The sequence below is a fragment of the Hymenobacter agri genome, assembly GCF_054778495.1.
The window spans coordinates 1-13,734 of record NZ_BAAGZM010000054.1 but is presented as its reverse complement, the minus strand read 5'-3'; the positions used below and the strand labels follow the sequence as shown (position 1 = coordinate 13,734).

General features: G+C 57.4%; 12 protein-coding genes and 1 tRNA gene. 8 read left to right on the top strand and 5 right to left on the bottom strand.

Going from position 1 to position 13,734, the window contains the following annotated elements; all coding sequences use genetic code 11:
• A partial coding sequence (locus ACYVDE_RS05115) for a DUF349 domain-containing protein (protein WP_460500392.1) occupies positions 1–2,046 on the top strand: 2,046 nt, incomplete at its 5' end.
• Positions 2,047–2,155: 109 nt separating this feature from the next.
• Positions 2,156–2,231, top strand: a tRNA-Thr gene (locus ACYVDE_RS05110).
• Between the two features lie 67 nt (positions 2,232–2,298).
• Here ACYVDE_RS05110 and ACYVDE_RS05105 read toward each other — a convergent pair.
• Entirely contained in the window at positions 2,299–2,523 is a 225-nt protein-coding gene (locus ACYVDE_RS05105) for a hypothetical protein (RefSeq protein ID WP_460500391.1), read from the bottom strand.
• Between the two features lie 81 nt (positions 2,524–2,604).
• Positions 2,605–3,402, bottom strand: a complete 798-nt coding sequence (locus ACYVDE_RS05100; RefSeq protein WP_460500390.1) for a phosphatase PAP2 family protein — start codon at positions 3,400–3,402, stop codon at positions 2,605–2,607.
• 148 nt (positions 3,403–3,550) lie between these two features.
• On the opposite strand from ACYVDE_RS05100, the gene ACYVDE_RS05095 reads away from it, so the two are divergent.
• The 6 genes from ACYVDE_RS05095 (at position 3,551) to ACYVDE_RS05070 (ending at position 11,576) form a co-directional block, all read left to right on the top strand.
• Entirely contained in the window at positions 3,551–4,354 is an 804-nt protein-coding gene (locus tag ACYVDE_RS05095; RefSeq protein ID WP_460500389.1) for a DUF547 domain-containing protein, read from the top strand.
• Between the two features lie 105 nt (positions 4,355–4,459).
• Positions 4,460–5,113, top strand: coding sequence for an HD domain-containing protein (locus ACYVDE_RS05090; RefSeq protein ID WP_460500388.1), 654 nt, complete (start codon positions 4,460–4,462; stop codon positions 5,111–5,113).
• Positions 5,114–5,150: 37 nt separating this feature from the next.
• Positions 5,151–5,378, top strand: coding sequence for a hypothetical protein (locus tag ACYVDE_RS05085; protein ID WP_460500387.1), 228 nt, complete (start codon positions 5,151–5,153; stop codon positions 5,376–5,378).
• 237 nt (positions 5,379–5,615) lie between these two features.
• On the top strand, positions 5,616–8,246 hold the full coding sequence (gene gyrA, locus ACYVDE_RS05080; RefSeq protein ID WP_460500386.1) for a DNA gyrase subunit A: 2,631 nt from the start codon (positions 5,616–5,618) through the stop codon (positions 8,244–8,246).
• 213 nt (positions 8,247–8,459) lie between these two features.
• Positions 8,460–9,620: a tetratricopeptide repeat protein gene (locus ACYVDE_RS05075; protein ID WP_460500385.1), complete on the top strand. Its 1,161-nt coding sequence runs from the start codon at positions 8,460–8,462 to the stop codon at positions 9,618–9,620.
• 951 nt (positions 9,621–10,571) lie between these two features.
• Entirely contained in the window at positions 10,572–11,576 is a 1,005-nt protein-coding gene (locus tag ACYVDE_RS05070; protein WP_460500384.1) for a hypothetical protein, read from the top strand.
• A gap of 86 nt (positions 11,577–11,662) precedes the next feature.
• On the opposite strand, the gene hisIE is transcribed toward ACYVDE_RS05070, so the two are convergent.
• From hisIE to ACYVDE_RS05055, 3 genes are all read right to left on the bottom strand, one after another.
• The gene (gene hisIE, locus ACYVDE_RS05065; protein WP_460500383.1) at positions 11,663–12,331 is read right to left on the bottom strand and encodes a bifunctional phosphoribosyl-AMP cyclohydrolase/phosphoribosyl-ATP diphosphatase HisIE; all 669 of its coding nucleotides are present in this window, start codon (positions 12,329–12,331) and stop codon (positions 11,663–11,665) included.
• 34 nt (positions 12,332–12,365) lie between these two features.
• The gene (gene hisF, locus ACYVDE_RS05060; protein WP_460500382.1) at positions 12,366–13,121 is read right to left on the bottom strand and encodes an imidazole glycerol phosphate synthase subunit HisF; all 756 of its coding nucleotides are present in this window, start codon (positions 13,119–13,121) and stop codon (positions 12,366–12,368) included.
• 179 nt (positions 13,122–13,300) lie between these two features.
• The coding region (locus ACYVDE_RS05055; protein ID WP_460500380.1) for a 1-(5-phosphoribosyl)-5-[(5-phosphoribosylamino)methylideneamino]imidazole-4-carboxamide isomerase at positions 13,301–13,734 on the bottom strand (434 nt) is incomplete at its 5' end.

Here is a 13,734-nt window from a genome sequence, read left to right as displayed (position 1 = left end):
GTATCGGCCCCGCAGGCCCGCGCTATGGCGCACTATGGCGTCGATGCCCCGGAAGCCGGCGCTGCCGATACCCCCAATCCCGAAGCGCTGCCCGCCGACGAGCACATTGCCAGCGCCAACCCGGCCCCCATTGCCGACCCCGAAACGCTGAGTGCCCCCACCGCTGAAACGGTGGAAGACCAGGCCTCCGAATTGCCGGTAGTGCCCCTGCACGCTGCCGCCGAGCTTGAATCGGCTCCCGAAAGCGTGGCCGCGCTGCCCACTTCTTCGGAAACGCCCCTGGCAGCCGAAGAAGCCGCCGCGCCGGCCGAAATGCCCGACTTTGCCGGCCTCGACCTGCCTGCCCAGGCTAACTACCTGGTGGAGCTGCTGCGTCGCCCCGACGCCCGCGCCAACCGCAAGCAGATTCAGGACCTTACCCGCCAATACGAAGCCAACGTGGGCCAGGCCCGCACCGCCGCCCGCGAGAAATTCGCTGCCGGGGGCGAGGGCGCCGAAGCCTTTGCCTTCCAGCAGCCCGAAGGTCAGCAGGAGCTCAACAAGGCTCTGCAGGAATTCCGCGAGAACCGCGCCAAAGATGCCAAGGCCGAAGACGCCAGCCGCGCCGATAACCTGACCAAGAAAAAGGCCCTGCTCGACCAGCTGCGCACGCTGGTGGAAGCCGCCGAAACCAAGGACAGCTCGTCCAGGCTGAAAGCGCTGCAGGCCGAGTGGAAAGCCACCGGCGCCGTGCCACAAACCGACAGCCAGTCGATTTGGGATACTTACCACGGCCTGCTCGACATCTACTACAGCAAGCAGGGGCAGTTCCTGCAGATGAAGGACCTTGACCGCCGGCGCAACCTGGAGGCCAAAGAGGCCCTCATCAAGCGCGCCGAAGCCTTGGCCACGGCTCCCGGCATCAACAAAGCCCTCGACGAGCTGACCAAGCTGCACGAAGACTGGAAGAACATCGGCCCCGTGCCCAACGACCAGCGCGAGCCGCTGTGGCAGCGTTTCATTGCTGCGTCCGACGTGCTGCACCAGCGCCGCAAGGAGTTTGCCGACCAGCGCTCGGTAGTTGAAAAAGCCAACCTGGTAGTGAAGCAGGCGCTGTTGGAGCGTGTACTGCCCTTCGCCACATTCGAGACGGACCGCGTGAACCTGTGGCGCTCGAAAACTGACGAGCTGCAGGAAATCAAAACCGAGTGGGAAGCCGCCGGCCTCGTGCCCCGCGCGCAGGCCGATGCCCTGAACAAGCAGTACTGGGCTGCCTACAAGGCTTTCTTCAACCGCAAAAACGACTTCTTCAAAGCCCTCGACAACGAGAAATCGGCCAACGTGAAAGCCAAGCAGGCACTCATCGACCAGGCCGAAGAAGCGCAGAACAACCCCGACCAGGACGCCGCCCGCCAGGCCATCATCCGGGTGCAGAAAGAGTGGAAGGAAGTGGGCCGCGTGCCCGACAAGCTGGCCGATAAGCTCTGGCACCGTTTCCGCGCCGCTTGTGATGCCGTGTTTGAGCGTCCCAAGCAGGAGTTCCGTCAGCGCGAAGAGAAGGTGCAGCAGGCTTCGGCCGAGCAAACCGCCCATCTCGAAAAAGTAGCCGGGCAGGTTGCCGCCCTCTCGGCCGAGAATCCGGGTTCGCTGGAAGGCTTCCGCGCCATCCTGGCCGATTGGTCGACCGCATTTGACGCCAATGATGCCGAGCCCAACCGCGGCACCGGCGACGCCAGTGAAGAGCAACTCCTGAAACTACTGGGCAAGTACCTCGACCAGGTGCCCGGCCTCAGCTACGACGACCGTACCAGCCTGCTGTTCCAAACCGAAGTGGCCCGCCTCAAAGCCCGTCCGCACGCCCAGCAGCAGCTTACCCGCAAGGAAATGGCGCTGCGTAAGGAAATCAACGAGCTGGAGAACGACGCCGCCACGCTTCAAACCAACCTCGACTTCTTTGCCCGCTCCAAAAATGCCTCGCAGCTGCGCGAGGAATACCAGGGCCGAATCGCCGAAGGCCAGAAGCGCATCGATGCGTTGAAAAAACAGCTGAAAATGGTGCGCAGCTAAGCTGCTTACTTTCAGCTCAAAAAAGGCCCCGCGCTACCGCGCGGGGCCTTTTTTTTCTACAAAGACGGAAAAAAACGGCGCGGGCTATGTAGTTTTGTCCCATCAACTCGCCGCCTTAGCTCAGTTGGTAGAGCTTCTGACTTGTAATCAGAGGGTCGTTGGTTCGAGTCCGACAGGCGGCTCCAGTTCGTAAAAAAGCCCCGTTGCAGCACTGCAACGGGGCTTTTTATTTCCAGTAGAGGGGTTTTTTGCCTAGGCTAGCACGAGGTGGTAGACGGGCAGAATCACGAACTCGCGGCACTTAATCATGATTTCGGGGTTTTCGTGCACCCATTCCAGCGCGTCTTTTTCGCTGTCGAATTCGTGGTTTTGTTCGCCCTGGATGTGCTTATAAGTCCACATCGAGCCGTGGTCGTGCACGTTAGCTTCGAAGCTGAGTTTAAAAATGCGAAATTTGGTGAGGAGCTTGGTTTCCATGAGGGCAAACGTAAGTAAAGGGGAAGTTGAATACTACGGGAATTTGGCGCCGCCGTTAGGGTTGGCGGCGGTTTTTAGGAGTTATTTGGGTTGCCAGCTCAGGCAGAGGCCGGCGCCGCCGGCGGGCGTCCAGAGCGGTACGAAGCTGGTTTCGCCCATGCCGCGGCCGGTGGGCTTGCGGCCCCAGCGGTTGCGGTGGCTGAGGTAGGCGAGGTGGGCTGAGAGGATGCCGAAGCCGGCGCCGGCCACCACGTCGGATTGCCAGTGCTTGTCGTTTATCATGCGGAAAGCGGCCACGCTGGTGGCCAGCGTGTAGGCCCCGATGCCGTACCACTGGCTTTTGTCGCGAAACTCGGTATGCACGATGCTGGCCGCCAGAAACGCCTGTGCCGTGTGCCCCGACGGAAACGAGAGGTTGTCGGAGCCATCGGGGCGTTGCACGTGCGTCAGGGTTTTCACGATGTACACCGAGCCCAGCATAATGGCCTCGCTTTTCAGCACGACCAGCCCCAGGTTCAGCCGGTCGTTTTTCGATTCGACGCCGGCCAGCAGGACGGCCGGAATCTCGAGGTAGGGAGCCCACTGCAAATAGTCGTCGATGTGGTTGCGATAGTTGCCAAATACGTGCCGCACGTCGTTGTGCAGGTCGTAGGAGCTGTACAGGCCGTGGCCGTTGATGGTGCTGGCCCCGTAGCCGATGAGCAGCGCCGGCACAATGGTAGCCCGGAAGCCCTTGCTTTGGAAAAACGGCTTTTTCGCGCCGGCTGATACGCCGGCGGGGTTCTGATACTTGTGCGTGGTATCGGAGGGAGTGGGCGACTGCGCGGCCACGGAAAGCGGCAGGAGCAGGGCCGCGAGGGCCGAGTAACGGGAGGGCATACCGAAGGGAACTGAGAGCGAAAGTGCGAAGAAACGGCGGGCTACATGAAAATCAGATTTAGGAAGTAGCTATTGCTTACCCAAGCGCCTTTCCCGTCGTACGTATCCCGCAGTTCTCTGCAACTTTCAATTTTCTAACCTTTGCTCCATGACTCGTTTTATCCGTTCATCTGCCTTGTTACTTGTTTTGCTAGTGGGCAGCAGCAGCTTTTCCGGCTGCGGCTACGTGCGCTACCTCATTCCCCTCAACCCCACGGCGGCTTCAGAAACCACGCCGCCCACGCACGCCGGCTGGAACACGCTGCTGAAACAGTACGTGAACGAGCGCGGCCTCGTGAACTACCGCGGCCTGCGCGCCGACAGTGCCGCGCTCAATACCTACCTGCAGGAACTGGCAACGCATATGCCCAGCAAGAGCTGGACGGAGGCCGACCGGCTGGCTTACTGGCTCAATGCCTACAATGCCTACACGGTGCAACTCATCATCCGGAATTATCCGGTGAAGAGTATCAAAGACCTGGGCGGCGACAAAATATTTGTGAATACCCCTTGGGATAAGCACTTCATTCATCTCGGCGGCGAGGCGTATTCGCTAAACGATATCGAGCACCGCATCATCCGCAAAAAGTTTAAGGACAACCGCATTCACCTGGCGCTGGTCTGCGCGGCCATGTCGTGCCCGCGGCTGCGCAACGAAGCCTACGTGGGCTCCCGCCTCAGCGCGCAGCTCGACGACCAGGGGCATGACTTCGTGAACAACCCGGCCAAAAACAAGCTTACTCCGCCCGACAAGCCGCAGGTTTCGTCGATTTTCAATTTCTACCCGAAGGACTTCACCAAAAATGGCAGCAAGTCGGTGCAGGAATTCATTAACCGCTACGCCGATACCAAAATTAAGCCCGACGCCACGCTCTCATACCTGACGTATAACTGGGCCCTGAATGAGCAATAATGCCCGGTAACGGCTACTTTTGCCCGTCTCGCAGGCGGCCGCTGCTTCGGTAGCGGCCGCTTTTTCTTTGCTAACCATTTGCGCCGAACTGACCGGCTTCCGCTTATGACGAACGACCTGATTGCGGCCACCGCCGCCCACATGGAAAAGCTGTTTTCGGGCGAAGGCAGCGGGCACGACTGGGCCCACATTCGCCGGGTGTGGCTGATGGCCCGCCGCTTGGCTACCGCCTCGCCCGGCGCCGATACCACCGTGACCGAGCTGGCCGCGCTGCTGCACGACATTGCCGACTGGAAGTTTCACGAGGGCGACTACGAAGCCGGCCCCCGCGCCGCGCGCGCCTGGCTGCATAGTCAGGGTGCCGACGAAAACCTCATCCAGCGCGTTGAAACGGTGATTCGCGAAGTGTCTTTCAAGGGCCTGGGGGTGGCCACGCCGGTGTCGTCGCTCGAAGCTGCGTTGGTGCAGGATGCCGACCGGCTCGATGCCATCGGGGCCGTGGGCATTGCGCGGGCCTTCGCCTACGGCGGCCACAAGGGCCGCCCGTTGCACGACCCCGCCGTGCCGCCCGTGGTGCACGACTCCTTCGCCAGCTACCAGAAAAACACCGCGCCCACCATCAACCACTTCTACGAGAAGCTGCTGCACCTCCAGGACCGGCTCAATACCGACGCTGCCCGTGCCGTGGCCGCCGGCCGTCACGCCTACATGGAGGATTTTGTGGCCCGGTTCCTGGCCGAGTGGGATGGCGAAGCCTAGCCGGCGGGCTGGGCCGCGCGCCCGTACCTTTGCCGCTATGAAGCCGTTTTTCCGTTTGCTGCCCTTGTTGCTGGTGGTGCTGGCCAGCTGCCGCACCTGCCCCATTGATACCTGCCACGTGCGCAAGCAACATTTTCACAACGGCATCAAGTACCGCGGCCAGCCGCTCTGGAAAAAGCAGAACCCGGCCATCGGCGAGAAAATCAAAACGCACAAGGATAAAGGCTTTGCCCCGAACAATGACCGCAGCAAAAGCCTGAAATAGGCGACTTTCGGCCGGGCCGCGCGGACGGCCGCAGTTGGTTGCAAATTGTCTGTTTACGGGGTGGAGCCGGTGGGAGAGGAGCCCGCCGAAAGTACGCCCAGAATGCCTCAAAAAAGGCCGCTACGCTTGTCGTTGCGGCCTTTTTGTTGTATCTTCGCGTGCACATAAAGAACCATTCACCGTGCGGCTTTTAGGCCCCTTCATTGGGATTTTATCAGCCGCCTAGCAACCCCCTCAATGGCGGAAGGCGAAAAAATCATTCCGATTAACATCGAAGACGAGATGCGCGGCGCGTACATCGACTACTCGATGTCGGTTATCATCTCCCGGGCCCTGCCCGACGTGCGCGATGGCCTGAAACCCGTGCACCGCCGCGTGCTCTACGGCATGAGCGAGCTGGGCGTGGGCTACAACAAATCCTACAAAAAATCGGCCCGTATCGTGGGCGAGGTGCTGGGTAAATACCACCCGCACGGCGACAGCTCGGTGTATGACACTATGGTGCGCATGGCCCAGGACTGGAGCCTGCGCTACCCGCTCGTGGACGGCCAGGGTAACTTCGGCTCGGTCGACGGCGACTCGCCGGCCGCTATGCGCTACACCGAAGCCCGCCTCAAGCGCCTGGCCGACGAAATGCTCGGCGACCTCGACAAAGACACGGTTGACTTTCAGCCCAACTTCGACGACTCGTTGGAAGAGCCCAGTGTGCTGCCCGCCAAATTCCCGAACCTGCTGGTGAACGGCACGTCGGGTATTGCCGTGGGCATGGCCACCAACATGGCTCCCCATAACATGACGGAAGTCGTGAATGGCATCATCGCCTACCTCGACAATCCCGACATCACCGTGGCCGAGCTGATGCAATATGTGACGGCCCCCGACTTCCCTACGGGCGGTATCATCTACGGCTACGAGGGCGTGAAGCAGGCCTTCGAAACCGGCCGCGGCCGCATTGTGATGCGCGCTAAAGCCACGTTCGAAACGTCGAAAACCGGCAAGGAGCAAATCGTCGTCACCGAAATTCCCTACATGGTGAACAAGGCGTCGATGATTGAGAAGACCGCCGCGCTCATTAACGACAAGAAGATTGAGGGCATCGCCGACCTGCGCGACGAGTCGGACCGCGACGGCATGCGCATCGTGTACGACCTCAAACGCGACGCCATGCCCAGCGTGGTGCTCAACAACCTCTACAAATACACGCAGCTGCAAAGCTCGTTCGGCGTCAACAACGTGTGCCTCGTGAAGGGTCGCCCCATGACGCTGAACCTGCAGCAGCTCATCCAGTACTTCGTGGAGCACCGCGCCGAGGTTATCGTGCGCCGCACCAAGTACGAGCTGGCCGAAGCGCAGAAGCGCGCCCATATCCTCGAAGGCCTGCTCATTGCCCTCGACCACCTCGACGAAGTTATTGCGCTCATTCGCGGCTCGCGCGACCCCGAGGTGGCCCGCGGTCAGCTCATCGAGCGTTTCGCGCTGAGCGAGGTGCAGGCCCGTGCCATTCTCGACATGCGCCTGCAGCGCCTCACCGGCCTGGAGCGCGATAAGATTGTGGCTGAGTACAACGAGCTGATGAAGCTCATCGACTACCTGAAGTCGGTGCTGGAATCGGAGGTATTGCAGCGCGGCATTATCAAAACCGAGCTCGAAGACATACGCGAGCGGTACGGCGATGCCCGTCGCACCGAAATCAACTACCAGGGCGGTGATTTCTCGACCGAGGACATGATTGCCGACGAGGCGATGGTTATCACCATCTCGCGCGAAGGCTACATCAAGCGTACCAATCTCGACGAATATCGCGCCCAGGGCCGCGGCGGCGCGGGCTCACGCGGTGCTACCTCGAAAAAGGACGACTTCACCGAGCACCTGTTCGTAGCTACCACGCACGAGTACCTGCTGTTCTTTACTGAGCTAGGGCGCGTATTCTGGCTGAAGGTGTACGAAGTGCCGGAAGGAGGGAAGACTATCAAAGGCCTGCCCATTCAGAACCTCATCGAGATTCCGCGCGAAGACAAGGTGCGGTCCGTGGTGAACGTGCGCGGCCTGAAAGACCCGGACTACCTCGAAAACACTTACCTGATGTTCTGCACCGAGCAGGGCACGGTGAAGAAAACCCCGCTCGAAGCCTACTCGCGCCCCCGCACGGCGGGCATCAACGCCATCACCATCAACGAAGGCGACCGCATTCTCGACGTGCAGCTGCTGGCGCCGAACGCGGAGGTGATTCTGGCCTCGCGCACCGGCCGCGCCGTGCGCTTCAATGAGCGCGAAGCTCGCTCGATGGGCCGCGCGGCCGCTGGCGTACGCGGCATCCGGCTCGAAGATGTACCCGGCAACCGCGTGGTGGGCATGGTCTGCGTATCGGACCCCACGCAGGAGCTACTGGTGGTGAGCGAAAACGGCTTCGGCAAACGCAGCCAGCTCGATGAGTACCGCGTGACCAAGCGCGGTGGCAAAGGCGTGCGGGCCATGAAGATTACTGAGAAAACCGGTAACCTGGTGGCCATCAAAGACGTGAACGATGCTGATGACCTGATGATTATCAACAAGTCGGGTATCACCATTCGTCTGCGCATTAGTGATTTGCGCACCATTGGCCGTGCCACGCAAGGTGTGCGCCTGATTAAAATCAGTGGCAACGACGAAATTTCGTCGGTCGCTAAAGTTGAAGCCGAAGACAAGGAAGAAGCCGAAACCACGGCCGTATTGGCCGGTGAAACAGGGGAGGCCCTGGCCGAAAATGGTGCGCCTATCACGCATGCTGCCCTGGCTACCGATGCGGATGATGAGGACGACACTGACGACCTCGAAGAGGACGATGAGGACCTTGATGAGGATGATGACGAGGCTGATTCGGACGAATAAACCGATTTGGCATAGTTGCTGAAATAGGAGCGGGGCGGTCCATTTGGGCCGCCCCGTTTATTTTTGATGAACCCAAGGGCCCGATTCGGCGTTTTTGGGCCGATTAACGGAGCAACATTTCTCACGCTTTTTCCTTTTTTTTACGCAGTATTCAGCTTAAAAGGCACGCATCTTGCGTGGTGACTTGGCTTTAACCTGCACATTCCTAACCTCATGAAGAAGACTTTTTTGACGCTTGCTGCCGCTGCTACGTTGGCCACTGGGGCACCCCTGATGGTTTCGGCCCAAACGTCGGCCGTCACGAATGCCATCCTGAATCAGCGCACCGGCCTGCTCGATAAAGCCCGCGTCGATATCGACAAAGCCATTGTGAACGAAAAAACCAGCGGCAAAGCCAAAACCTGGTTTACCCGCGGGCAGATTTACGAGGGCATGATGGAAAGCCCGATTTATAGCAAGCAACTGCAGCCAGGCGAAGGTTTGCAGAAGGCCTACGAATCCTATAATAAAACCATTGAGCTAGATACCAAAGACGGTGAATTCGGTAAGCAGGCCGTGCCCCGTCTCGACGGTCTTTACGGTCGCGCGTTCAACGATGCCGTGAATAGCTATAATGCCAAGGACTACGATAAGGCCATTGGCAGCTACAAGCTGGCATCCCAAATTAAGCCTCAGGATACGACGGCCGTTCTGTATTCTGCTTATGCATACGAAGCCAAGCAGGACTACGCCGGTGCTAAAGCCAGCTACAATCAACTACTGGGCATGAACTACAAGTCGGCGGCTTTGTACAACCGTCTGCTTCAGATTGCCCGTCAGCAGAACGACAATGCCGAAGCCTCGAAGGTGTTGCAGCAGGCGCTGGTAGCTTATCCGAACAACAAGAACTTCATGCTCGAAGACTTGAATGCATCGTTGGCTGGTGGTAAGGGGGAAGATGCGATTGCTAAAATCAATAAAACGATTGCAGCTGACCCAACCAATTCTAACCTGTATGCAGTGCGCGGCTCGCTGTACGACCAACAGAAAAAAACAGACTTGGCGGTCGCTGATTACCGCAAAGCTGTTGAGCTTGACCCCAAGAACTTCGACGCTCAGTTTAACCTCGGTGTCTACAATTACAACAAGGCTGCTGATGCGTATACGAAAGCCAGTAAGATGGACCTGAAGACGTACAATGTATCAGGCCGCAAGTTGGAGGGCGAGGGTAAAAAGTACTTTGAAGCCGCTATTCCATACTTCGAGCGCGCTTTGGAATTGCAGCCGAATGACAGGAATACGCTGACCTCCCTCAAGAAGATTTATTTCCGTTTGGGTCGCACTGCCGATTCAGAGCGTCTACAGGCTCGGCTTGATGCTTTGGATAAGAAATAATTCTCAGGTATAAGCAAGTTAGGAGAGAGGAGTTGCCTTAATGGGTAGCTCCTCTTATTTTACATACGCAGTTTAACATAATATAAATTATAAGACAAAATGGTGGAAAGCATTTAGTATGCTGTGATGGTGGTTGGCTGCTGTGTTTCCGTACATTAAACGGTTCTGTTGTACGTCATCTACTGTGCGTAGGTAACTCATTAACTCGTCGTTGCTCGTGTTCCATTTTTTGCGCGTCCTCTTCGCGAATTGTGGCATCTTCATGGTTATCGAAACGGTAAGTAGCTTTTGGTGCTTCTAGTATTTGAGGTTATATTCTTGAATCCGTCTAATGCTGGAAGCTTGTGTACGTCGTGTGCTAGTTCATATCCTGTGCCAGTTCATATCCGTTGTGTCATGCCTTTTAGTGTTAGTTGCCACGAACAATATTGCTAAGTTTCTAGTGATGCTGTCGGGTACCAGCAACTATCTCGATTGATGTAGTTACATATGAAGCGTAATGTCCTGTGATGTATCAATTAAATTAATCCGTTGTATCACGACTCATGTGATATTTCATGGCAGTAGTGCTTAGTCTACTTCCCCTACCAGGAATTTTATGAATAGATAGCAGCTCATGTCTAGGTAAAAAAAAGTTTAAAATTCAGGAAGTTTATATACTTTTGTATGCTATTTAAAACACCATTGACTGGTCATATTAAGTAAATATGTCGGATAGCACTCGTTTCGTGCAGCCATTTATTACTTAAGTTTCTTTAAGATGCTATTGTATCAAAATAATAAAGAGAAAAACTGAAATACTCTACGTGATACGAATACTAATCGACTTTTATACTATTCATCGTGATATAATAATTACAAGCGCAATACTGTAGTGCATAATAGTATAAAAATGCTCCAATTTTAAAACTTTTTTTTGCTTTACACGTAAACACACATAAAATAAACTCCATGCCAAAACTTATAGACTACCCCAGAACCAGCTACACAGGAGCGTGGGAACTCGCGGAAATTGTTGATGATACCGGTGGAAAGTGTGCCATAGAAACCGCAGCCCGAAAGTTGAATCGTAAGGTGAGTGGGTCATTTAAGGCCATCATCGGCTCGGCGGTAAAATTTGGTCTGATGACCAGCAAACGCGAGTTGCTCACCACCACTACCCTGTTTCGCCGCATCAAGCACGCCTATGACAAAGCCGAGGAACTACAGTTTCATCGGGAAGCATTCCTGACACCTCCCCTGTTCACCCAACTGTGCCGGAAGTTCCGCAACCGCGAACTACCAGTACAAATGCTCGACGTAATGCTCATTCGCGAGTTTGGTGTCGAGGAAATCAATGCGCAAAACGTCGCTAAAGCTTTTGTAGATGGCTGCCGAATGTGTGGACTACTGGATGAGCGAAATATTATTGCCGATATCGATGCATTAAGCACCACACGCTCGCCACGTCGTGAACTTTCCAGCACTCCTCCACCTCTGCAATCGTTCAATCCATCTGGCAGTAGCAACCCTGAAGCAGATAAACCTTTTGAACCCACCCCTGCGCACCCTGCATTAGGCCTATTTGCACAACCAACAGGAACATTTATCCAGCAAGCAACCACTGATGCTCAAGCGGTCGAGCAAGATGCGGTAGCAAGCTTGTTTGGCATCGATTCGGCAATAGAACACCCGGCAGAGGCCGTTCAGATACGTACCGGACAAACTCCTGAAAAATTGGGAGAGCCGGAACGAGCTGAAATGTATCAGCCTAAGGTTGTAGAACCGCCAATATTGCCTGCCACAGCCCAGCCCGCAATAACATCGCCGGCAATAACGGTAAATGGCTATCAGATGCAAATGAGCGGCCCGGGGGTAAACACCATATTGGAAATTACCGATGAAGATGATTTAACCATCGCCATTGCACTTTTGGAGAAAATTCGGCGGCAGCTAAGGGCAACCTCGCATGCCTGATTACGCACGAATACTGCCAGTACAAAAAGCAACAGGGCATTCAACTATTGAATGCCCTGTTGCTTTTTGTATGTCCGGTGAGGGGCCTACTTGCCAGCGAGATGCCGGGTGCTGGGAATGCGGTGCCGCTCCTGCAACACGCCTATTATTTCCTGCAACGGTACGCCGGCTGCCACCAACAGCACCAGCAAATGGTATAGCAAATCGGCTACTTCGCCAGGAAGGGTTTCGCGATGCCCTGCTACCGCATCGATAACCGTTTCGACGGCCTCCTCGCCTACTTTCTGCGCAATTTTAGGCATTCCCTTCTGGAAAAGCGAAACCGTGTAGGACGTCGGGGACGCCTCGGGGTGTTGCTGCCGCTCGACGACAAGCCGCTCCAGCTGGGCCAGGAAACCCACCGGAGCATTTGGAACGGCTACTTCATCGGCCTGCTCGAAGCAACTCACGGTTCCGCGGTGGCAGGTGGGTCCTGCCGGCGTGGCCCGGATAAGTACGGTATCGGCGTCGCAGTCGACGTGCAAGCTCTCCACCTGCAGGAAATTGCCGCTTTCCTCCCCTTTGGTCCAGAGCCGGTTTTTCGACCGCGAGAAAAACGTAACCCGCCCCTCCTGCCGCGTTTTAGCCCACGATTCGGTATTGACGTACCCGAGCATAAGTACTTGGCCGGTAGCAGCATCCTGCACAACAGCAGGTGCCAGCCCCGTAGCTGGGTCGAATCGGAGGGAATCCAGGGAAGCAGGTTGTGCGAACATCGCCAAGTGGTTTAGTTGATAAAAAAAGAGCAGCCTAGGCCCGTACGGGAATACCGGCCTCGTGCAAATACGCTTTCAAAGCAGGCAGCGCCGTTTCGTTGAAGTGGAAGATGCTGGCGGCGAGAGCGGCATCGGCCCTGCCGGCTTCAAAAACGGCCGTGAAGTCAGCAGGTTGGCCGGCCCCACCCGAGGCGATAACCGGAATAGGCACGGCATCAGCCACGGCGCGCGTCAGCTCCAGAGCAAAGCCCGATTTGGTGCCGTCGTGGCTCATCGAAGTGAGCAGGATTTCGCCGGCCCCGCGCTCGGCGGCTTCGCGGCACCAGGCCACGGCCTCGCGGGCGGTGGGCGTGGTGCCGGCGCGGGTCATTACCTGCCACTCACCTTCTACTAAGCGCGCATCGACGGCCACCACTACGCACTGCGAGCCGAAGCGGCGGGCCAGCTCGTTGATGAACTCAGGCCGGGCCAGGGCGGCCGAGTTAATGGATACCTTGTCGGCGCCGCTCAGAAGCAGAGCTTCCACGTCGGCCACGGTATTGATGCCACCGCCCACGGTGAAGGGAATGTCGAGGACCCGGGCCACGTTGCGCACCAGTTCGGTGAGAGGCTGGCGACGCTGGTTGGTGGCCGTGATGTCGAGAAACACCAGCTCGTCGGCCCCCTCGCGGGCGTAGCGCTCGGCCAGGGCTACCGGGTCGCCAGCGTCGCGCAGGCCCACGAACTGAATGCCTTTCACGGTGCGCCCGTCGCGCACGTCGAGGCAGGGAATGAGTCTTTTCTTGACCACGGATTTTTCGGATTTAAGCGGATTTCACGGATGTTATGGACGGCGCTAGTGGGTGGCTTTCGCTAGTTCTGGGCGGTGGGGCTGGTTACTGCGGCAGATACAGGGTGCCGGGTGGCTGATTGGGACGGGTAAGCTACGGTTAGCGTCTATTTGTGCTCTGCTCCTTTCCGCTGCTGCAGCTACAGGAAGCGGGCCAAGTCGGGAAAGCCGATGGTGCCTTCGTAGAGGGCTTTGCCGATGATGGCGCCGTGCAGGCCGGCTTCGGCCAGAGACTCCAGGTCGGCAATGGTGGTGACGCCACCACTGGCCACGAAGCGAGCCTCGGGGAATTGCAGCACCAGCTCCTTATATTTAGCCAGCGCGGGGCCCTGCAGGAGGCCGTCCTTGCTCACGTCGGTGCAGATGAAGGTGCGGGCGCCAGCGGCCAGGTAATCGGTGATGAAGCCGGCCAGGGTAAGGGCGCTTTGGTCGGCCCAGGCGTTGATGAGGATATGCTCGCCCTTGTAGTCGGCACCGAGGAAAATGGCGTCGGCACCGTGGCGGGTCAGCCAGCGGCGAACCGTTTCGGGCTCGCGCACGGCCAAGCTGCCGGCCGTAGCGTGGGCGGCACCGG

What these genes read in the sequence shown, in the direction of transcription:
- ACYVDE_RS05105 (WP_460500391.1), bottom strand. Translation starts at nt 2,523, where the DNA reads ATGGAAACCAAGCTCCTCACCAAATTTCGCATTTTTAAACTCAGCTTC.
- ACYVDE_RS05100 (WP_460500390.1), bottom strand. Translation starts at nt 3,402, where the DNA reads ATGCCCTCCCGTTACTCGGCCCTCGCGGCCCTGCTCCTGCCGCTTTCC.
- ACYVDE_RS05095 (WP_460500389.1), top strand. Translation starts at nt 3,551, where the DNA reads ATGACTCGTTTTATCCGTTCATCTGCCTTGTTACTTGTTTTGCTAGTG.
- ACYVDE_RS05090 (WP_460500388.1), top strand. Translation starts at nt 4,460, where the DNA reads ATGACGAACGACCTGATTGCGGCCACCGCCGCCCACATGGAAAAGCTG.
- ACYVDE_RS05085 (WP_460500387.1), top strand. Translation starts at nt 5,151, where the DNA reads ATGAAGCCGTTTTTCCGTTTGCTGCCCTTGTTGCTGGTGGTGCTGGCC.
- gyrA (WP_460500386.1), top strand. Translation starts at nt 5,616, where the DNA reads ATGGCGGAAGGCGAAAAAATCATTCCGATTAACATCGAAGACGAGATG.
- ACYVDE_RS05075 (WP_460500385.1), top strand. Translation starts at nt 8,460, where the DNA reads ATGAAGAAGACTTTTTTGACGCTTGCTGCCGCTGCTACGTTGGCCACT.
- ACYVDE_RS05070 (WP_460500384.1), top strand. Translation starts at nt 10,572, where the DNA reads ATGCCAAAACTTATAGACTACCCCAGAACCAGCTACACAGGAGCGTGG.
- hisIE (WP_460500383.1), bottom strand. Translation starts at nt 12,331, where the DNA reads ATGTTCGCACAACCTGCTTCCCTGGATTCCCTCCGATTCGACCCAGCT.